Origin of the sequence: Janthinobacterium sp. PLB04 (genome assembly GCF_021165895.1) — a bacterium.
Classification (GTDB): Bacteria; Pseudomonadota; Gammaproteobacteria; order Burkholderiales; family Burkholderiaceae_D; genus Janthinobacterium; species Janthinobacterium lividum.
This window is the reverse complement of the sequence record NZ_CP088968.1, coordinates 1,260,709-1,281,097: the sequence shown is the minus strand read 5'-3', so window position 1 is coordinate 1,281,097 and position 20,389 is coordinate 1,260,709. Positions and strand designations below refer to the sequence as shown.

The 20,389-nt window shown below is 62.2% G+C and carries 18 protein-coding genes and 1 other RNA gene; 2 read left to right on the top strand and 17 right to left on the bottom strand.

From position 1 onward, the window contains the following. Window position 1: 1 nt before the first annotated feature. From LSO07_RS05685 to rnpB, 7 genes are all read right to left on the bottom strand, one after another. The gene (locus LSO07_RS05685) at window positions 2–1,432 is read right to left on the bottom strand and encodes a UDP-N-acetylmuramoyl-tripeptide--D-alanyl-D-alanine ligase (RefSeq protein WP_151094039.1); all 1,431 of its coding nucleotides are present in this window, start codon (window positions 1,430–1,432) and stop codon (window positions 2–4) included. An 11-nt stretch (window positions 1,433–1,443) separates the two neighbouring features. Continuing rightward, window positions 1,444–2,952: a UDP-N-acetylmuramoyl-L-alanyl-D-glutamate--2,6-diaminopimelate ligase gene (locus LSO07_RS05680; protein ID WP_151092732.1), complete on the bottom strand. Its 1,509-nt coding sequence runs from the start codon at window positions 2,950–2,952 to the stop codon at window positions 1,444–1,446. An 8-nt stretch (window positions 2,953–2,960) separates the two neighbouring features. Further along, the gene (locus tag LSO07_RS05675) at window positions 2,961–4,739 is read right to left on the bottom strand and encodes a peptidoglycan D,D-transpeptidase FtsI family protein (protein ID WP_034748891.1); all 1,779 of its coding nucleotides are present in this window, start codon (window positions 4,737–4,739) and stop codon (window positions 2,961–2,963) included. After that, a complete protein-coding gene (ftsL, locus tag LSO07_RS05670; RefSeq protein ID WP_034748894.1) occupies window positions 4,739–5,008 on the bottom strand; it encodes a cell division protein FtsL in 270 nt (89 codons plus the stop codon). The genes LSO07_RS05675 and ftsL overlap by 1 nt, the downstream gene beginning before the upstream one ends. Further along, the gene (gene rsmH / locus LSO07_RS05665) at window positions 5,005–5,976 is read right to left on the bottom strand and encodes a 16S rRNA (cytosine(1402)-N(4))-methyltransferase RsmH (protein ID WP_070258850.1); all 972 of its coding nucleotides are present in this window, start codon (window positions 5,974–5,976) and stop codon (window positions 5,005–5,007) included. The genes ftsL and rsmH overlap by 4 nt, the downstream gene beginning before the upstream one ends. 9 nt (window positions 5,977–5,985) lie before the next feature. Further along, window positions 5,986–6,414 carry a division/cell wall cluster transcriptional repressor MraZ gene (gene mraZ / locus LSO07_RS05660; protein WP_034748899.1) on the bottom strand — a complete coding sequence of 143 codons (429 nt, stop codon included), beginning with the start codon at window positions 6,412–6,414 and terminating at the stop codon, window positions 5,986–5,988. A 661-nt stretch (window positions 6,415–7,075) separates the two neighbouring features. Next, window positions 7,076–7,415, bottom strand: an RNA gene (rnpB, locus tag LSO07_RS05655) — RNase P RNA component class A. A 235-nt stretch (window positions 7,416–7,650) separates the two neighbouring features. On the opposite strand from rnpB, the gene LSO07_RS05650 reads away from it, so the two are divergent. Then, the gene (locus LSO07_RS05650; protein WP_151092730.1) at window positions 7,651–9,354 is read left to right on the top strand and encodes a thiamine pyrophosphate-binding protein; all 1,704 of its coding nucleotides are present in this window, start codon (window positions 7,651–7,653) and stop codon (window positions 9,352–9,354) included. Between the two features lie 73 nt (window positions 9,355–9,427). Here the strand turns inward: LSO07_RS05650 and LSO07_RS05645 are convergent, their stop codons facing one another. From LSO07_RS05645 to LSO07_RS05600, 10 genes are all read right to left on the bottom strand, one after another. Further along, on the bottom strand, window positions 9,428–9,970 hold the full coding sequence (locus LSO07_RS05645; RefSeq protein WP_070278148.1) for a hypothetical protein: 543 nt from the start codon (window positions 9,968–9,970) through the stop codon (window positions 9,428–9,430). Window positions 9,971–10,122: 152 nt separating this feature from the next. Then, complete coding sequence (locus LSO07_RS05640) at window positions 10,123–11,187, bottom strand: porin (protein ID WP_034784960.1); 1,065 nt, start codon at window positions 11,185–11,187, stop codon at window positions 10,123–10,125. 976 nt (window positions 11,188–12,163) lie between these two features. Further along, window positions 12,164–12,619, bottom strand: a complete 456-nt coding sequence (locus tag LSO07_RS05635) for a nuclear transport factor 2 family protein (RefSeq protein WP_151092728.1) — start codon at window positions 12,617–12,619, stop codon at window positions 12,164–12,166. Further along, entirely contained in the window at window positions 12,616–13,383 is a 768-nt protein-coding gene (locus LSO07_RS05630) for an SDR family NAD(P)-dependent oxidoreductase (RefSeq protein ID WP_151092726.1), read from the bottom strand. The genes LSO07_RS05635 and LSO07_RS05630 overlap by 4 nt, the downstream gene beginning before the upstream one ends. Beyond that, window positions 13,380–13,940: a DUF3833 domain-containing protein gene (locus LSO07_RS05625; protein ID WP_318526551.1), complete on the bottom strand. Its 561-nt coding sequence runs from the start codon at window positions 13,938–13,940 to the stop codon at window positions 13,380–13,382. The genes LSO07_RS05630 and LSO07_RS05625 overlap by 4 nt, the downstream gene beginning before the upstream one ends. Then, window positions 13,928–15,208 carry an MFS transporter gene (locus tag LSO07_RS05620; protein ID WP_151092724.1) on the bottom strand — a complete coding sequence of 427 codons (1,281 nt, stop codon included), beginning with the start codon at window positions 15,206–15,208 and terminating at the stop codon, window positions 13,928–13,930. Before LSO07_RS05620 ends, LSO07_RS05625 begins: the two co-directional genes overlap by 13 nt. After that, on the bottom strand, window positions 15,205–15,753 hold the full coding sequence (locus tag LSO07_RS05615) for a chalcone isomerase family protein (RefSeq protein ID WP_151092722.1): 549 nt from the start codon (window positions 15,751–15,753) through the stop codon (window positions 15,205–15,207). Before LSO07_RS05615 ends, LSO07_RS05620 begins: the two co-directional genes overlap by 4 nt. A gap of 2 nt (window positions 15,754–15,755) precedes the next feature. After that, the gene (locus LSO07_RS05610) at window positions 15,756–16,997 is read right to left on the bottom strand and encodes a class I SAM-dependent methyltransferase (RefSeq protein ID WP_404811477.1); all 1,242 of its coding nucleotides are present in this window, start codon (window positions 16,995–16,997) and stop codon (window positions 15,756–15,758) included. Continuing rightward, window positions 16,994–17,791, bottom strand: coding sequence for a DUF1365 domain-containing protein (locus LSO07_RS05605; RefSeq protein WP_151092720.1), 798 nt, complete (start codon window positions 17,789–17,791; stop codon window positions 16,994–16,996). The genes LSO07_RS05610 and LSO07_RS05605 overlap by 4 nt, the downstream gene beginning before the upstream one ends. After that, complete coding sequence (locus LSO07_RS05600; RefSeq protein WP_151092718.1) at window positions 17,781–19,091, bottom strand: NAD(P)/FAD-dependent oxidoreductase; 1,311 nt, start codon at window positions 19,089–19,091, stop codon at window positions 17,781–17,783. The genes LSO07_RS05605 and LSO07_RS05600 overlap by 11 nt, the downstream gene beginning before the upstream one ends. Before the next feature lie 204 nt (window positions 19,092–19,295). On the opposite strand from LSO07_RS05600, the gene LSO07_RS05595 reads away from it, so the two are divergent. Continuing rightward, window positions 19,296–20,237, top strand: coding sequence for a MerR family transcriptional regulator (locus tag LSO07_RS05595; RefSeq protein ID WP_070278163.1), 942 nt, complete (start codon window positions 19,296–19,298; stop codon window positions 20,235–20,237). Window positions 20,238–20,389 lie beyond the last annotated feature (152 nt).

The following is a 20,389-nucleotide window of genomic DNA, read 5'->3' as shown; positions in this document are numbered from 1 at the left end:
ATTAGTGAGCTTCCTTGTTATTGTTGTTTGAACCAATCAAATGCTGCACGGCCCGTTCCATCTTCATGAAACGGGAGCCCTTGATCAATACTGTTGCATCCGAACGGCCGGACAAATGCGCATCGAGCGCCGCCAGCAAACCGTCGAACTGTTCGAAATACTCCACGACCGTGCCTGATTCCTGGCTGGCGGATTCCTGCGCCGGATTCGCCAGATGGCGCGCCAGTCCGCCCGTCGCCAGCACGTGTTCGATGCCTTTGGCGGCGGCGTAGGCGCCGATCTCTTCGTGGAACTGCTGCCCCTGCGTGCCGACTTCGCCCATCTCGCCCAGCACCAGGATGCGCGGTGCCGCGGCCTGCGCCAGCACATCGATGGCCGCGCGCGCCGAATCAGGATTGGCGTTATACGTGTCGTCGATGATGGTGGCGCCATTGGCGGCCCGTTTTTTCTGCAGCCGGCCATTCACGGGAGAAAACGCCTCCAGGCCCTGCTTGATATGTTCTGGCGCGATGCCGGCGCCAATCGCGCATGCCACGGCCGCCAGCGCATTGCGCACATTGTGTTCGCCCGCCGCCTGCAAGCCGACAAAAAACTGACGCAAGCTGCCATCCTGTGCCCGCACGCTGACGAACAGGTCGCTGCCAAAATCCTCGGCCGCGCGGTGCGTGCAACTCACGTCCGCCTCTTTCGACAGGCCGAAGGTGATGACGGCGCGTGCGCCTGCCAATTCGCGCCACACGGGCGTGAATTCATCTCCATGCGGGAAGACGGCCACGCCGTCATGCGCCAGGGCCGCCAGCGCGGCGCCGTTCTCGCGCGCCACCGCTTCCACCGTATGCATGAATTCCTGGTGCTCGCGCTGCGCGTTGTTGACCATCGCCAGGGTAGGCGCGGCAATCGCGGCCAGGCGGGCGATTTCTCCCGGATGGTTCATGCCCATCTCGATGACTGCCGCCTTGTGCGCGGCGCTCAGGCGGAACAGCGTCAATGGCACGCCGATTTCATTATTCAGGTTGCCGCGCGTGGCCAAACGGCTTTCTTCGCCAAAGGCCGCCGCCAGGATGGCCGCAATCATTTCCTTGACAGTGGTCTTGCCATTGCTGCCGGTGACGCCGATGACGGGTAAATTGAAGCGACCGCGCCAATGGTTGGCGATGCGGCCCAGCGCCACCAGGGTATCGGCCACCACGATGGCGGGTACCTTGGCGCTGTCCCAGCCTTCGGGCAGGCGCTCGACCACCACGGCGGCGACGCCGCGCGCAGCCACCTGGTCGAGGAAATCGTGGGCATCAAAACTCTCGCCGCGCAGGGCAACGAAGAGCGAGCCGGCCTGGGCGCTGCGGCTGTCGGTGGAGACGCCATCAAAGGATGCGTCGCCCGTCAGCTGCGCGCCATCCAGCGACGGCATCAGTTCGAGCAGGCTTGCGTGCATCAGGCTATCCATCAGTTCGTCCTCATCATCGTCAGGCGCGCGGACAAGGCCAGCTGCGCATGGTCGGCATCGGAGAACGGCAGTTTCTTGCCCTTGATTTCCTGGTACGGCTCATGCCCCTTGCCCGCCAACAGGATCACGTCCGGCTTGGCCGCGTGCTTGATGGCCGACAAAATGGCGCCGGCACGGTCTTCGATGGCTTGCGGCTGCGGACCGTCGGCACGCATGCCGGCGACGATCTGCGCGATGATGGCGTGCGGATCTTCGCTGCGCGGATTGTCGCTGGTGACCAGCACGTGATCGGCCAGCTGCGCGATGGCGCCCATCTGCGGACGCTTGCCCGGATCGCGGTCGCCGCCGCAACCGAACACGCACCACAACTGGCCGCCCCGCTCCTGCGCCACCTGGCGCAAGGCAGCCAGGGTCTTTTCCAGCGCGTCCGGCGTATGCGCGTAATCGATGACGACCATCGGCGCTTCCTGGCCGCCCACCTGCTGCATGCGGCCCGGGGCCGGCTGCAGGGATTCGATGCCGTCGATGGCGGCGCGCAGGCCGGTGCCGTGCGCCAGCAAGGCGCCCAGCACGGCCAGCGCGTTGCTGATATTGAAGTGGCCCACCAGCTGCGTCTTGACCAGCGCCACGCCCAGCGCGCATTCGAGGTGGAAGTCGGTGCCGGCATTGCGGCTGCGGAACTGGCTGGCGCGCAGCATCAGCACACCAGGCAGGTCGGGCAAGGCTGCCGCATCCTGCAAGGTATAGCCGATGACCGGGTACTCGCCCGCCAGCTTGCCGTCCACGTGGCGCGCCAGGCGCAGGCCCATGGGGTCGTCCAGGTTGATGACGGCTGTTTTCAGGCCGGGCCAGTCGAACAGCTTGACCTTGGCCGCCTCGTAGGCCGCCATATCGCCATGGTAGTCGAGGTGGTCGCGCGTCAGATTGGTAAACATGGCGACATCAAAATGCATGCCGGCCGCGCGGTCCTGGTCCAGACCGATCGACGACACTTCAATGGCAACGGCCTTGGCGCCAGCGTCGCGCATGGCGGCCAGTTTGCGCGCCAGCAGCACGGCATCCGGCGTGGTGTAGCCGGTGACGTCGAATTCGATGGCGCCGCGCGGCTTGCACAAGCCCACGCCCAGGGTCCCGATGACGGACGAGGTTTCGCCCAGGCGCGCCATGGCTTGCGCCAGCCACAGCGCGCACGAAGTCTTGCCATTCGTGCCCGTCACGCCGGCGCTGAACATGGCGCTGTCGGGCATGTCGTAGAAAGCATGCGCCACGGGACCGGCCTGGCGTTTCAGGTCGCTGACCAGCAGGTGCGGCACGGCCCATGCGGCGTTCCACTCGACGGCATCATGCACGATGGCGGCGGCGCCCTGCTCGATGGCGGCGTCGATGAAATGGGTGGCGCCCGCGTAGGCGAAAAACACGTCGCCGCGCTGCACACGGCGCGAATCGGACGTCAGCTGCCCGGACGGGGCAGCCGCTTTGATCCACAAACTGATGTCTTGTATGGTCATGAGTGACTTCACATGGCCTCCGGGCCGGCATTGGCCGGGACCACGATTTCGGTAACGGAGGAATCGGGCGGTACGTTCATCGCGCGCAGCGCGTTGGTCGCAATCGCCGCGAAAGCGGGAGCGGCAACCTGGCCGCCATAGTGGGCGGGGCCGGTCGGTTCATCGATCATCACGGCAATGATGAAGCGCGGCGCCGACATCGGCACCATTCCCACGAACGAGCCGATGTATTTGCGCGGCATCGCGTAGCGGCCGTTTTCCACTTTATAGGCGGTACCCGTCTTGCCGCCCACGCGGTAGCCGGCAACCTGGGCGCGCTTGGCCGAGCCGTGCGCGCCGGAGACCACGAGTTCCAGCATGGCGCGCATTTCGGCGGCCGTCTTCGGCTTGATCACTTGCTGGCCCACGGGCAGTTCATTGACTTTCTGGAATGACAGGGGAATCGTGTCGCCATCACGCGCGAACATCATATAAGAGCGCGCCAGCTGGATCAGCGACACGGAAATGCCGTTACCGTAGCTCATGGTGGCCTGCTCCACCGGACGCCACGATTTATACGGACGCACGCGGCCGGCCACGGCGCCAGGGAAGCCCCATTTCGGCTGCTGACCGAAGCCGACCTTGGTAAACATTTCCCACATTTCCTGCGACGGCATGCCCAGCGCGATTTTCGAAGTGCCGATGTTCGACGACATCTCGATGATTTCCGAGACATTGATCACGCCGTGCGGCTTGGTGTCCGTGATCGTGCGGTCGGCGATGGTGTAGCGGCCCGGGCCCGTGTCGATCAGGGTGCCCGGCTTGACGCGGCCCGTATCGAGCGCCAGTGACACCGTGATCGGCTTCAGGGTCGAACCGGGCTCAAAAGTATCGGTCATGACGCGGTTGCGCAGCTGCTGGCCCGTCAGCTTGCGGCGGTCGTTCGGGTCGTAGCTCGGGTAATTGGCGAGGGCCAGCACTTCGCCCGTGTGCACGTCAAGCACCACGGCGCCGCCAGCCTTGGCGTTGAATTTCTCCACCGCTTCCTTCAGCTGCGTGAAGGCGATGTACTGGATCTTGCTGTCGACGGACAGGGTCAGGTCCTTGCCGTCATGCGGTTCGTGGATGAAGCCGATGTCTTCGACGATGTGGCCCAGGCGGTCCTTGATCACGCGGCGGCTGCCGGTGGTGCCGACGAGGGTTTTCTGCTGCGCCAGTTCCATGCTTTCCTGGCCCACGTCTTCCACGTTGGTAAAGCCCACCACGTGGGTCATCACTTCACCCTGTGGATAGAAGCGCTTGTATTCCTTGCGCTCGTCGATGCCGTCGATGCCCAGCTTGGAAATCTTGTCGGCCACGTCCATCTCGACCTGGCGTTTCAGGTAAACGAAGCTGCGGTCCGAATCGAGTTTCTTGCGCAATTCGTTGACATTCATTTCCAGCAGGCCGGCCAGCGCATTGATTTTTTCGGGCGATGCCTGCAGCACGTCGTCGGGAATGGCCCAGATGGCTTTCACGGGGACGGACGAGGCGAGCACCTGGCCATTGCGGTCGGTGATCTTGCCGCGCGTGGCCGGCAATTCCAGGGTGCGCTCATAGCGCGCCTTGCCCTGCTTTTGCAGGAACTGCGTCGATACGCCCTGCAGCCACAGCGCGCGCGCACCCAGGCCGGCGAAAGCGAAGAACAGCAGGAACAGCACGACGCGCGAACGCCAGACGGGCAGACGCACCGCCAGTACGGGGTTCTTCGAGAATGGCACGCCTTTCGATGCCGCCACCCGGCCGTTGCTATTACCGCCCAACTTCATTATTCGCCCTCCGTCAGGTATTGCGTACGCGCCGCCGTCAGCGGCGTCATGCTCAGGTCGCGCCGCGCGATCGATTCGATGCGTTCATGCTTGCCCAAAGTGGACTGGTCCAGCTGCAGTTGCGCCCAGTCGATGTCGAGCTGGCGCGACAGCGCTTGCGCGCGCTCCAGGTCGATCAGCAAGTGGCGCGACTGATACTGCGCATTCACCAGCGACAGGCCGCAGCACACCAGCAGGGCCGACAGCACGACACACAGCTTGCCAGTCATCGGGCGCCGCCACGAACTGGAATGGGCAAACGCTGCGCCACGCGCATCACGGCCGAACGCGAGCGCGGATTGCCCTCGATCTCGGCGTCGGACGGCTTCATCTTCGAAATCAGCTTCATTTCCGGCTGCGGCAAGTCGACCGCGCGGATCGGCAGGCGGCGGTCAGGCTGCTCCACGTTCGCCTTCGAGGCGAAGAAGCGCTTGACCATGCGGTCTTCCAGCGAGTGAAAACTGATCACGGCCATGCGCGCGCCGGGCGCCAGGCAGGCATACGCCTGGCTCAGACCGATCTCGAGATCCTCGAGCTCTTTGTTAATGAAAATGCGTATGGCCTGAAAGGTGCGGGTAGCGGGGTCCTTACCCTTCTCGCGGGTCTTGACGGCGCCTGCCACGATGCCGGCAAGCTGTCGTGTGCTTGAAATTGGCTGGACTGCCCGGCCAGCAACAATCGCCTTTGCAATCTGAAAAGCAAACCGTTCTTCCCCATAATCGCGTATCACTTTCTCTAAATTCTGCTCGGTTTCCACCGCCAGCCATTCGGCCGCGGAGATGCCGCGCGTGGTATCCATGCGCATGTCCAGCGGTCCGTCGTTGCGGAAGCTGAAACCGCGCGCCGCGTCGTCGACTTGCGGCGACGAGATGCCCAGGTCAAGCAGGATGCCATCGACCTGCTGCACGCCGCGTTCGGCCAAGCTGGCCGTCATGGTGGCAAAACTGTCGTGGACGATTTCAAAGCGGGGGTCGCCGATCTGTTCGGCCGTGGCGATGGCTTGCAAATCCTTGTCGAAGCCGATCAGGCGCGCGTCGGGCGCCAGGCGCGACAAGATCAATCGGCTATGGCCGCCGCGGCCAAACGTGCCATCGACATAAATGCCGTGCGCGCGGTCGCCCGACAGGTCGAGCGCATCGACCGCTTCATCGAGCAGCACCGTGCGATGCTGAAATTCCGGCACCGTGAGTTGTGTCATTACGGAGCCTTAGAAAGAAAAATTGGAAAGTACATCGGGGGTGCCGGCATCGATCGCCTGCTGTTCTTTGTCGGCCAACTTGGCGGCATCCCATATTTCAAAGTGGCTGCCCATGCCGATCATCATGACTTCGCGCGCCAGTCCGACGGCGTTGCGCAATTCGGGCGAGATCAGCACGCGGCCCGCCGAGTCCAGCTCGACGTCGACGGCGTTGCCGAGGAAGATGCGCTGCCAGGCGCGCGCCGACATGGGCCAGGCGGCGATTTGCTGGCGGTGGCTTTCCCACACGGGACGGGGGAAAAACAGCAGGCAGCCATCGGGGTGTTTGGTGAGTGTCAAGCGGCCTTCGCATTGAATCGCCAGCGCGTCACGGTGCTTGGCAGGGATAGACATCCTGCCTTTGGCATCGAGATTGATTGCGGACGCGCCTTGAAACACGGAAGACCTTTTTGAGCTTGGGTTGCGACGCTTGCGCATCGCGATGAAAAGGGAAAATTTCCCACAAAAACACACTTTTTCACACAGTTGCCCACTTTAGAGGAAGCAAAGATAGTGGTCAAGCGGTTTCCGATTGGCAAAACAGGAATTTTATTAATGAAATTAAGGACTTAGCGCATATCGTTGAAGGAGTCTCAAATAAAAATATATCGATAAATTAGATACTTATGAAAGATAGTGAATGTGCTACCTCATCTGCACACATGTGTTTTCCTACCGTAAACATCGAAAAAAACGAAATCAAAAAATTGAATTTTTTACAGTTAGTTGACACATGACAATAGTTTCGTCATCCGGACACAACAGCAATCAAGCATCGGAAAAGACTTGGTTTAAAGCAAAAGAAAATCATCCTTGGCGCGTATCGCCCCTGTTTTCCGGGCCTAGCCTGTCGCAGGAAAACTATTTTTGCAACGCAGCAATTAATTGTAAACAGGAAACTTTAACCAATTGTTCATTTTTAGTTGTCTATACAACTTTATCGTGGATGCTATATTTTTAGAAACAAAAAAAGCCCCGTTGCGGGGGCCTTTTGGACGGCCCACAGCATGAAAAACGCTGTGGGCGATACGCTCCCTGGCAAGCCAGGAAACAGGAATTCAAGTGAAGCAGGCCGGTAGGCCGGATTTTGTTACGGCGCCTTCCCTTGCAGGTTGGCGCTATGACAGTCATTCCTCTAGGCGCCAGATTACTCGGGCGCTCAAGCTTTCTACCCGCACGCTCCGCGAGCAGCATCATCGCGTGCCTATTTGAAATTGCACCAGGTGGAGGTTACCGCGTTTCACCGTAACTTAATACGCTCGTCTCTGTGGCCCTATTCCTCGCCTTATACCTTGCGGCTTTCGACGGACGGCCGTTAACCGTCACCCCGCTCTATGGAGTCCGGACCTTCCTCCCGCCAGCGCATTGCTGCGCCGGCCAGCGACTGTCTGGCCTGCTTCACCCGCCATTGTACCGCGCCGCAGCATGTTTCTGCAAAAAGGCCTGTGCACGCGCGACACCGCTCGCCGGGCCCCTCGTCGGGTCCCGGCCCGGGGGATTGTGTAATTCGGTGTCGCCATTTCAAAAGCCGGGCCAAATCGGCTCACATAGAATGAGGCAAGCTGCTTGCATGCAGGCGCATGCGCACCGCTTGCCCCATTTCTTTGCCACCCACTAGAATATAAAGAGCCGAACATGACGCAACAACCCCGTACCGGCGGCCAGATCCTGGTCGATGCCCTGCAGATCCACGGTGTCGACACCGCCTTTGGCGTGCCTGGCGAAAGCTACCTCGACGTGCTCGACGCCCTGCACGATTCGGGCATCCGCTTCATCATCAACCGCCAGGAAGGCGGCGCCGCCTTCATGGCCGAAGCCTACGGCAAGCTGACGGGCAAGCCGGGTATCTGCTTCGTCACGCGGGGACCGGGCGCCACCAACGCCTCGATCGGCGTGCACACGGCCTACCAGGATTCCACGCCGATGATCCTGTTCATCGGCCAGGTGGGCAATGATTTCGTCGACCGCGAAGCATTCCAGGAAATCGACTACCGCCGCATGTACGGCCAGATGGCCAAGTGGGTGGCGCAGATCGACCGCGCTGAGCGCATTCCCGAATACCTGGCGCGCGCCTTCCAGGTTGCCACCAGCGGCCGTCCCGGCCCCGTCGTGCTGGCCCTGCCGGAAGACATGCTCATTGCGCTGGCCACGGTGGCCGACACGCGCGCCTACCAGCCCGTGCAGGCGGCGCCATCGGACGCCCAGCTGCAGCAGTTGCGCGGCATGCTGGCGACCGCGAAGCAGCCGCTGGTCTTGCTGGGCGGTACCACCTGGACGCCGCAAGCGTGCGCCGACCTGCAGCAGTTCGCTGAAGCCAACCACCTGCCCGTCGCCTGCGCCTTCCGTTTCCAGGACTTGCTCGACAATGCCCACCCGAACTACATCGGCGACGTCGGCATCGGCATCAACCCGAAACTGGCCGCGCGCGTGAAAAACGCCGACCTGGTCATCGCCATCGGCCCGCGCCTGGGCGAAATGACGACAGGCGGTTACACCCTGTTCGACTCGCCCGTGCCGCGCCAACGCCTGGTGCACATCCATACGGATGCCGAGGAACTGGGCAGCGTTTACCAGGCCGAGCTGATGATCAACAGCGGCATGCCGCAAGTCTGCGCCATGCTGGCCGCCATGGCGCCCGTCGATGCATCCGCCTGGCAGCATACGCCAGCCGAAGCCAAGGCCGAGCTGGCCGCCTACCAGGAGCGCCCACCCATCTTCCAGGATGGCCAGGCGCCGCTGGACCTGTGGCAAGTCACGCAAGAGATCATGGCGCAGGCCCCCGCTGACACCATCCTGACGAACGGCGCCGGCAATTACGCCTCGTGGGCGCACCGCTTCTATCGCTACGGCGGCATGCGCACCCAGCTGGCGCCAACCAACGGCGCCATGGGCTACGGCGTGCCGTCCGGCGTGGCGGCGAAGATCGTGCACCCGGAGCGCACCGTGATCACGTTCGCCGGCGATGGCGAATACATGATGAATGGCCAGGAGCTGGCCACGGCCGTGCAATACCAGGCGGGCGTGGTCATCATCGTCTTCAATAACCAGATGTTCGGCACCATCCGCATGCACCAGGAGCGCGACTACCCGGGCCGCGTGTCGGGCACGACCCTGCACAACCCGGATTTTGCGGCGCTGGCGCAAGCGTATGGCGCGCATGGCGAAGTGGTGAATACGACAGAAGCGTTCGCCCCCGCCCTGCAACGGGCGCTGGCGCACGCCAAGGCCAACAACTTGCCGGCCTTGATCGAACTGCGCTACGACGGCAACCTGATCACGCCGAACGCGACGCTGGCCACTATCCGCGCCACGGCGGAAAAGGCGCAGGCCGCCAAATAAGCCTCCTGCAAGGCGAGAAATAACAAAGGCCCGGTCGATACCGGGCCTTTTTCTTTTTAACAGCAGCTATCGCTCAGGCGGCGGGCACTGGCGCGCTTTCCTCGGCAGGCACTGCCTCGGCGGGCGCTTGCGGCACCGGCGGGCATGGCGTGCAATGCTTCAGGGGACGGCCGAAATCGCGCACGCGGCTCAGTTTCATCGGCATGCGCACGTTGCCGCCGCAGTAATCGCCTTCCAGGGTCAGGGTCTGGCCATCTTTGGAAAACTTGCCGACGATGGTGCGCTCTTCGCTGTCGGCGCCGGCGATGGTGAAGTCGAAGGCGCCCGTGGCGGCGTCCAGATTGACGTCGTTAGCCACGATGGGCCAGCTCAGGGCGCCTGCCGTGAATTCATAGATGACGGAATCGGCTTCGGCAAAGCGGTGCAGCGTCACGCGCTGGCCGCCGATTTCGCCGCTATCCTTTTGCAGGCACAGGTCGGAGTAGACGGCCACGCCGTAGCGCTCCAGTCCGGCCGGCTTCTTGCCCTTGACGGCAGCGACAGCGGCGCCCGTGGCGCCAGCGAGCAGCAGCGCGGCCAGCAAGGCGGCCAGGCGCGGCGAGGTGAATGAATACATGGCATTCCTTTACTTGAGTAACGGCGCCATTATAACTGGCGCCGCACATGCAAAAACGCGCTGCCAGGCCGAAGCCAGACAGCGCGTTTCCTTGCTTATCAGCATCCCCGAAGGGATGCTGGCAGCGGTACTAAGCTTCGCTTGCGCGAATATTAGAACGAGTGACGAACGCCAACGTTGAAGGCTTTGTCGCCCGTACCAACATTGCTGTTGTTACCAACGGTGTAGCCTGCGCCGTTTTTGTTTTTGATCTTGGCGTACGAAGCGTAGGTGCTCGTGCGCTTCGACAGAGCGTAGGAGTAACCCAGTGCCCATTGATCAGCATCAGCGTTAGCGATGCCTTTGTCGTTGGTCTTGATGTACGAAGCCATCACGGTGCCAGCTGGGCCAACAGGTACGGTTGCGCCGACCAGGATGTTGTTGCTGTCGGTGCTGAAGCCAGCCGAAGTGTAGTTAAACGCGTTAACGTTGCCGTTGTTGCGGATGGCGCTGTTTTGGCCTTTGTTCACGCCGTAAGCGACGTAAGCTTTTGCAACTGCGAAATCGTAGTTAACAGCAGCCAGGTAGTTACGGCCGCTACCGGTTTCGGTCAGCGCGGTGTCGTTAGCGGTGTTGTTGTAAGCGATACGAGCGTTCAAAGGACCGTTCGAGTAGCCAGCCGACGCGCCGATTTTGCGGCCGATTTTGTTCGACTCCGCGTTTTCGCCGAAGGTGTAAGCCACGTCAGCGTCAAAGCCGTTGAAGTTTGGCGAGGTGTACAGCACGGTGTTGCTGGTGCGGGTGTTCGCTGGGAACAAGTTTTTAGCGGAACCAGCGTAGCCAGCTGCGAATGGATCAGCAACTTTCGACAGGGTGTTGTACCAAGGGGTGTATTGACGACCCAGGGTCAAGGTACCGGTCGTTTTGCTGCTCAGACCAACGTAAGCTTGACGATTGAACAAGGTACCTGCAACGTCTTGTTGACCGTTGTCAACGCCGAAGCCCGATTCCAGAACGAACAGTGCCGACAGGCCGCTGCCCAGATCTTCGGTGCCTTTGAAGCCGATACGGGAAGCCGAAGCAATGCCGCTGTCCAGTTTGTTAACGTTGCCGTTAACACCGCCGCGCTCGCTGACGAAACCAGCGTCAACGGTACCGTAGATAACAACGCTCGATTGAGCTTGGGCTACGCCAGTGGCTGCTGCCAGAACTGCCAGGGTGATCAGAGTTTTTTTCATTGCGATTTCCTTTAATTTTTGAAGCAAAAAGTAATACAGCCTATGCATCTCGAGCTGCGCTCTAACAGAGCGCTTTTTATGAGTGAGGGCAAGGTCTCCACCTGCCACATTGCTGTTCCGGTCAGGGGAACAATTCACATCGGTATCGGCACGCTATTGCACCGATAAGCTTGAAGGCTGCAGAGCGACCGTATTTTCATGCGCCGGTTCGGTGCTCAAAGGGCACCGGAAGCGGCACTATAACGACCGTTTCACATTCCATCAAGTTCCAACATGTTACTTCCGGTACCAGGCCGAGTGCTTTTTCAGGCATCCCGGCCATCGCCAACCGTACTACGCGACAGAGCCAGTGCCCCTTGCCAACCAATGCATTGGCCTGATTGACCATTCCATCATAGCGCATGCCTTGTCGACACCCGTTGTATTAGTGCAACAGTATCAGGCGCGTGATTAAAACATCAACATGCTTTACCCATCATTTACCCTTCATGACTTACGCGACAAAGCGCACAATTTGTCAGGCGATAATGGATAAACGGAACGAAGCATACACGGCATCGCCAATGTTTGCTGCCGGATGCCCAAAAACGGGAAATATCACGCTCTGTTTTGGTGCGTTGCCGCATTATTCAGGGGCGTAGACGCCATTTTTGACGTCGGCGCGCGCTTCAGGAAAATAGGCAGAGTATCAACACAATTACTGACTTTCCGGTAATTTAAATTGCTCACATAGAAATGTTTTCCATGTTTTCCGGCTAACTCTTCAGCCACCCGCCTAGAACCGATGAGGACGACTCTTGCTTGCAAATTGCGCATCAGTTGAAACAAATTCTTACAATGTTGCCTTCTCAATATTTCGATATATTTGTGTCTAAAAAACGACACATTGACCTAAATCAAGTTTTCGCCGCCCCGATACCACACAATTTACTTTTTCTTTTTCGCATTTTTTGCTTATAAGCATCAAGAATCAGCCTTAACGCTGGCTTGCGCGGCGGAGCATGCGCATGAAAGGGCCCAGCACCGGCAGTTTTTCATACAATTCTTCCGCCGCATCCCAATAATCGCGGTGCAATACCACCCGTCCCTGCGCATCGAAACGCACATGGGTTGCGCCACGAATGCACTGTTCGCCAGATACCAGGCGTTTCATGCGGAAGCGAAACTCCCACGTCAGGAACGCTTGCTGCCCCTGCCCCAGGCTTTCCAGCACGACAAACCGTGGCGCATCGACTTGCACAAACATGTGCTCGAAGATGGCCAGGATGGCGGCATGCCCCACCACCTCGTTGAACGGGTCCTTGAAATGGGCGTCTGGCGCATACACGGCGCCCAGCTGGGCCAGGCCCTCCAGGCTCAGGTGTTCGTAAAACGCCACCAGGCGCACCAGCGCCTCTTCCATGCCTTCCGTGTCCAGCATCCTTGTAGTCATACGCCCGTCACCTTGCGGATCAGCCAAAAATAGGCGCGGTAGGGCAACAGCCGCGCCAGGCGCATGACATTGGTAAAGCGCTTGGGAAAGTGGATGTGGAACTGGCCCCGCTCGATGCCGCCGAGCATGGCGGCGGCCGCGTCACGCGCCGTCATCAGGGCCGGCATGGTGAAATCGTTGTCCGCGGTCAGGGGCGTGGCGACAAAGCCAGGATTGATCTGATACACGCCGATACCGCGCGGATGCAAGTCCAGGTACAGCGACTCCGTCAGGTTGATCAGCGCCGCCTTGCTGGCGCCGTACGCGAGCGCCTTGGGCAAGCCGCCATAACCGGCCACCGAAGCGACGATGCCGATGCCGCCACTGCCCTGGCGCAATAGCCACGGCAAGGCCTGCTCCAGGCAATTGAAAACGCCGCCCACATTCAGGACCAGCAAGCCCTGGGCCGCCTCGAGGTCGAAGCTATCGGCGCGCATGGCCTGATAGCCGCCGGCGACCACCAGTATCAGGTCGATATGCGTCCACTGCTGCTGCAATTCTACGCAGACGGCCCGCAGCTGCGCGTGCTGAGTGATATCGAGCGGCAATGCCTGCGCCAGCGCCTGTCCCTCGCACAGCCGCTCGAGGCTGGCGCGATGGCGGGCTGACAAGGCCACGCTGGCGCCCTGCTCCAGCAACAAGGTGGCGCACGCGGCACCGATGCCGCTGGAAGCGCCGATGATCCATACGCGCTTGCCGGCCCAGCTGGTAACCTTGCGATTCATGGGGCCGCCTGCGGACGCTTGCTGAACGATAAAGTGACGGCGCCCAGGCTGAAGCCGAACTTGCTCATGGCGGCCCGGTTCAGCATGACCTTGTCATCCATCAGGAACATCCAGTCCTCGAAGTCGACGTGGTAAACCGTGCCATCGACGGGCAACGCCGGCACGTATTGCCAGCGCAGCGCATTGCCGGCCACTTCGCCGACAGCCTCCCCGATCACGTCGGGCGCCGTGCCGATGAAGCGCCCGGGCGCCGTCTTGCGCAAGGTCCACACGCGCCGTTGGCGGCTGCCGTCCGAATACGTGAAGTCTTCATCCAGGGTGCCCGTCTCGCCCACCCAGCTGGCCCGCATCACCACGGTGAAGCGCTTGACCACCTTGCCGGAGCGGTCCTGGAAGATGCCGTGGGCATCGAGCGTGCCATTGAAATACTGTTGCAAATCCAGTATGGGCAATTCCTGCGCATACGTGGCCGGCGTGGGCGGCGTGGAGCAGGCGGCCAGCGCCAGCATCAGGACCGCCAGCGGCAAACGGCGTTGGCAATAACTCATGAAGCGCATGCGCGATTCTCCAGGTGGTCACTATATATATGTTGCAAGGGTGCACGCCACAACAGTAACGCCGCCAGCAGTTTCAAGGCGCAGGGCAGCAAGGCGTAGGCGGCAGCCAGGGCCGGCAAGCCTTTGCTGCTGCCCGGCACATAGCCGAGCCAGGCCAGCAGGGGCAAGGCGATACCGGCCGCCAACGCCAGGCTCATCTGCACGCCCCAGTTCCACCAGCCGAAATATGCCGCTTCGTGCCGCCCGGCATGACCGGCCGCGCCGATCAGCCCTGCCAGCAGGGCCGGCGGCAAGGCCAGGTCGGCGCCCAGCGCCAGGCCCGACAGCAGACAGATGGCGGCAAAGCCCCAGGCGGCGCCCGCGCCCAGGCCATACGCCCAGACAAACACGGTTGCGGCCAACAGCATGGCACCACACCAGGCACGGGCTTCGCCAAAGCGTCGCGCCAGGGCCACCCACACGGGCATCGAGGCGGCCGCCGCGCAAAAGTAGACGATCAGGAAGGGCCCTGCGTAATGGCCCAGGCGCAAGTAGTCAGTGGCAAAGAACAGGAACAGGGTGGCGGGAATGGCGGCCGCCACGCCATTGACGAGCAAGACGGCAAACAGCCAGCGAAAGGCGCGCTGGCGAAACGGCAGGCGCCAGGCGCCAGCGGGCAGCGCCTGCGGGCCTTGGCGCAACACCGGACGCGGCGCGCGCGCCAGCAGCAGCGCACCCGCCGCCAGCAGGCAGACGGCGAAGGCCAGCGACAAGCCGTCATAGCCGAGCACGGAAGTGAGCCCCGCTGCCAGGATCACGCCGAGCAAGCCGCAGCCTTCGCGCACGGCCGTCACCCGCGCCCGCTGCGCGCGCAGCTGGCTCAGGGCCGCGCCCCAGCTCTGGTGCGCGATGCCGGCCAGGCCATAGGCGGCATACACGAGCAGCAAGGCGGCCAGGAACCAGGCCAGGGTGGCAGCTTCCCGCATGGCCGGCGGATGGAACAGGGCAGCAAAGCCCAGCAGCAGCAAGGGCAGCGAGGCGCCAACATATATTGCATAGCCGCGCCCGCCACGCGCCATCCAGACACCGAGGGCAGGATCGATGAAGGCGGCGGCGATGCGTGCCGCCAGCAGCACGGCACCGATTTGCGCCAGGTCAAGACTGCTGCGCTGCGCATAAAACGGCGCCACATATATATAGATGGGCAGCGCCAGCATGGCCAGCGGCAGGCCGAACAGGCCATAACTGAACAAGGCAGGCAAGGTCAAGGCGCTGGCCCCGGCGTTCATGGCAGCGGCGTCGCACTCTGCAGCAAGGCCGCGCGCAGCTTCGGTGCCGTGGTCGACGGCGAGAGCCAGATGGCAAAGAAGGCGCGCGCGAAGTCGCCATCCGTCACGTCGGCCAGCACCTTGCCATCGAGATAAAAACGCACACCGGGCGCGATGCCCGCCCGGTAGGCGCCCGCGATGCGCTGGTCTTCCTTGACGTCAGGAAAGATGCGCTGCATGGTGGTCAGCCAGGCCAGGCGCTGCTCCGGCGTGCCCGCGCCGATTTTCTGCATCTGTTCGTAGCTGGCTTCGGCGATTTTCTTGCCGTCGAGCGCGCGCGCGTAGCGCAGTTCCAGTACAAACGGCGCCGTTTCGGATGCCGCGCCCTGGTAGCCTTGCGGCCCCACCCACAGTTGCGCGCGGTAAATACGCATGCCGAACCACGTGTATTCGCCCGCGCCCGCCAGGCGGGCCTCGGGTACGTCGGCAGCGATGAAGGCTGGCGGCGCGGCAACGGCGCCCAACATGGTCAATGACAGCACAACAGTGGCAAGCAGGCGGCGCATGGTCAGTCCTTGATCAGGGTAAATTGCATCACATCCGTGTTGTGCGCCTGGAAGGCGGCCTCGCAATACGCGAGGTAAAACTCCCAGGTCAGCAGGAAACGGCCATCGAAACCCTGCTTTTCCAGCGCCGCGCGCTGGGCCAGGAAGCTGGCGCGCCACTGGCGCAAGGTTTCCGCGTAATCGAGGCCAAAGCTGAAGGCGTCTTCCACGCGCAAGCCCTGCGCCTCGGCGGCGCGGCGAAACCCGGCCGGCGAAGGCAGCATGCCGCCCGGGAAAATGTACTGTTGAATGAAATCCGTGCTCTTGCTGTAGCGCTCGAACAGTTCGTCGGCGATGACGATGGTCTGAATGCAGGCGCGTCCGCCCGGCTTCAGGTTGCGCGCCACACACTCGAAATAGCCGGGCCAGTAGCTTTGTCCCACGGCTTCGAACATCTCGATCGAGGCGATGGCGTCGTACTGGCCATGGCTGTCGCGGTAATCGCACAGCTGCAGGTCGGCCTGCCCTGCCAGCCCCGCATCGTGCAGGCGCTGGTGCGCATACGCGAGCTGTTCGGTCGACAAGGTCAGGCCCGTCACGTGAGCGCCGTAGCTGCGCGCCGCCGTTTCCGCAAAGCCGCCCCAGCCGCAGCCGATTTCCAGCACGCGCTGGCCCGGCTGCAGTTGCAGTTGATCGGCGATGCGCCGGTATTTGGCACCTTGCGCCTGCTCCAGGCTGGCGCCTTCGGAAAACAGCGCGCTCGAATACGTCATCGACGGGTCCAGCCACAACTGGTAAAAGGCGTTGCCGATGTCGTAATGGGCGTGGATATTCTTCTTGCTGCCGGCACGCGAATTGCGGTGCAGCAGATGGCGCACCTTATAGATCAGGTTGCCCCACCAGTTGCCGTAGATCAGGGATTCGATGTGCGCACGGTTGCGTATCATCAATTCGATCAAGCCCGGCAAATTGTCCGTGCGCCAGTCCCCCGCGATAAACGTTTCGGCAAAGCCGATGTCGCCCGAGCGCAGGACGGCCGCACACAGGCGCCAGTTGTGCAAGTCCAGCGTGACGGGGTGGCTGCCATCGCCGTACAGCAAGATGCTGCCATCAGGCGTGCGCAGGCGCAAAGCGCCATATTGCAATTTTTCCAGCAAGCGCACAATCATGCGCCCGGCAGCGGGCATGTCACGATGGTCATGCACATGCACGGGAGTGGAACTGCTGCGCGCATGCAGGCCGGTCGGCAGGGAATCTGAGCTCATCGGGACACCTTTTCTTGTGGAGGGTGGGGTTTGCTGAAAAACGGCACGCGGCGCAGCCACAGGCGCAATGCCTGCCAATGGATGCGCGCCATCACGCCAAACGTCATCAGGGGGTAGCGCAGCAAGGCCCAGGCGATGGCGCCATCGCGCAGCGGCTGCGCCGTGCCGGACAAGCTCGTCTGCAGCAGCGGGCCGTCGAGGTCGTCGTAATCGACCCTGGCCAGGTGGCGCTCGCCGCCCTGAGCGTGATTGCGCAGGAAACGGAAGCGGTACTGGCCTTCCACCTTGCAAAACGGCGACACGTGGAAAATTTTCTGGGCGACCAGTTCGCTGCCATAGGCGATGGCGCCGCCCTGCTCGAGCAAGTACAAATGGCGCTCGCCAAAGGTATTGCGCACATCGCAGACCACGGCCCGCAGGCCGCCGTCCAGGCGGTGGCAAAACCAGAAACTGACGGGATTGAAGACATAGCCGAACATGCGCGGCATGGTTTGCAGCCAGATTTCGCCGCCCGCGTCCAATACACCATGCTGGCGCAGCAAGCCGTCGATCCAGTCCAGCAGCGGCGTCGTGCCATCGCCGTGGTCGCTGTCGCGGAAGGACAGCACATTGGCGCCGTTGCGCGAAATCAAACGGGCAGCAAAATCGTGCGCGCCCAGGCTGCGCAAGGGCAAACGCAAATAAAATATGCCGTAAGCAAAGGCATGCGCGCGCGGACGCAGCCGCGCATGGCGCACCCGTCCCAGGCACAGCTGGGGCTGCGGCCGGAGCGGCTGCGTGGGATCACGCGGCATGGCCAAGCTCCGCCGACGCCAGGCCATTGAGTGCTTCCGCCACGGCCAGGCCCGACTTCAAGCCGTCTTCATGGAAGCCGTAGCCCGTCCAGGCGCCCGCGAACCACGTGTGCTGCGCGCCCTGGAAGCTGGCCAGGCGCGCCTGGGCCGCAATGGCCGCGCCATCGAACACGGGATGGGCATACGAAAATTCGTCGATGATGCTCGCCGGATCGGGCTCGTCGAGCGGATTGAGCGAAACGATGACAGGCGTGGTGAAGGGCAAAGGCTGCAACTGGTTCAGCAAATAATGCACGCACACTTGCGGCGCATCCCCGTGCGCGGCCGGCCGGCCCTGGTAATTCCAGGCCGACCAGGCACGGCGGCGCTGCGGCAGGCAGGACGCATCCGTATGCAGCACAGCCCGGTTGGGCTGGTAGCGCACGGCGGCGAGCACGGAGCGTTCGTCGTCGCGGATATCTCCCAGCAGGGCCAGCGACTGGTCGCTATGGCAAGCGAGCACGACGTGGTCGACGTGGTCGATGCCGGCGGCCGTCTGCAGCTCGACCATGCGCGCGCCACCGTGCGGCTGGCGGCGCACGGCCAGCACGGGGCAAGCCAGGCGCTGCTGTGGGATGCCTGCCAGCAATTTTTCCACGTACACGCGCGAGCCGCCTCGCACCGTGCGCCATTGCGGCCGGTCGCTCACTTGCAGCAAGCCATGGTTGTGGCAGAAACGGATGAAGATGGCCAAGGGAAAGGCCAGCATCTGGCGCGCCGGACACGACCAGATGCTGGCGGCCATCGGCAGCAGATACCAGTGGCGGAACTCGTCGCCATAGCCGTGCAGGTCGAGGAATTCTCCCAGCGACAGGGCCGGCGCCGGCAAGGCGGCCGTGGCCAGGGCGCTGGCCTGGCGGTTGAAACGCAGAATGTCGCGCAACATGCGCAGAAAGGCGGGGCGCAGCAGATTGCTGCGCTGGGCAAACACGGTGTCCAGATTGGCGCCCGCCCATTCCAGCACGCGGGCGTCCGGCGTCGCGCCCAGCGGCATCTTCACGGAAAACGACATGTCGCTGTCGGCCGCTTCGACGCCCAGTTCCTGGAATAGTTGCACCAGATTCGGATACGTGGCGTGGTTAAACACGAGAAAACCCGTGTCGACGCCATGCGTGACGCCATCGAGCGTGACATCCACCGTATGGCTGTGGCCGCCAAAATAGTCGCCCGCCTCGTACAAAGTGACGTCCTGGCCCGATTGCGCCAGGCGATAGGCACACGACAAACCTGCGATTCCTGCTCCGACGACGGCAATTTTCATGAGTACACCTGCATTAAGTTTGTCCTGGACAAAATCAGCTTCATGGATAATCGATGAAATATTGATTCATGTCAATGAATGTGCGAGCCGCTCCAAAACTCATACGCCCGCGATTTCCAATCGGATTCAGCTATTTGGTATGGGGCGGCGGAAGGCGTAAAATGCATGCCACGTTCTTCCGCATGCGAGCAAAGCCACTCTGGTATGGATACTGACCTGCAACCTACTTCCGCCTTCAGCATCAGCGATGTCGAACGCGATACCGGACTGGCCAAGGAAACCTTGCGTGTGTGGGAGCGCCGCTACGCCTTTCCCCAGCCCCAGCGCGACGCCTTTGGCGAGCGCAGCTACCCGGCCGAGCAAGTGCAGAAGTTGCGCATGGTCAAGCGTTTGCTGGACCTTGGATTCCGCCCGGGCAAAATCATGCAGCACAGCACCGTGCAATTGCAGCAGTTGGCCAGCGCCAGCAGCGCGGCGCCGTCAACGCCAGCCCCCCAGCTCGAACACTACCTGTCCCTGTGCCGTGGCCACCAGATGGCCGAACTGGGCGACGCCCTGCGCCAGGCGCTGGCCGTGCTGGGCCTGAAAGCGTTCACCATCGACGTCATCGCCCCCCTCACCGGCATGGTGGGCGAAGCGTGGGCTTGCGGCGAACTGGCCGTATATGAGGAGCATCTGTATAGCGAAACCTTGCAAACGGTGATGCGCCACGCCATCTTTTCCCTGCCACAAGCAAGCAGCCCGTCCACGCGCTCCCCACGCATCGTCCTCAGTACCTTGCCGCAGGAGCGTCATGGCCTGGGGCTGCTGATGGCCGAGGCGCTGTGCGCGGCGGCCGGCGCCCATTGCATGTCGCTGGGCGTGGAAACGCCGCTGACGGACATCGTCGCGGCCGCCCGCGCGCAACGGGCGGACATCGTGGCGCTGTCGTTTTCCAGCGCCAGCAAGCAACGGCAGACGCGCGACAGCCTGCAGCAGCTGCATGCAAGCTTGCCGCCCAACATGGAATTGTGGGCCGGCGGACGCAGTCCTGTGCTGACCAGGCAGCCGCCACACTTTTTGCATGTGCTGGACCTGCGGCAAGTCGACGAAAGCATCGCCGACTGGCGCCGCCGCCACCAGGCACTGGCCCTGCAAACCCACTGAACCGGCTGAAAAGCGCGGCAACTGCGGCGATCTCCGTGGATAGCGGCGCAATGTTGCCAATCGAACAGTAAAGCATGAAGGGCCGGGCGCGCTCTGGTAGAATAGCCCGTAACACAGTGTCCGGCGCCGCCGGGCCTTAGGTCAGCACCCGC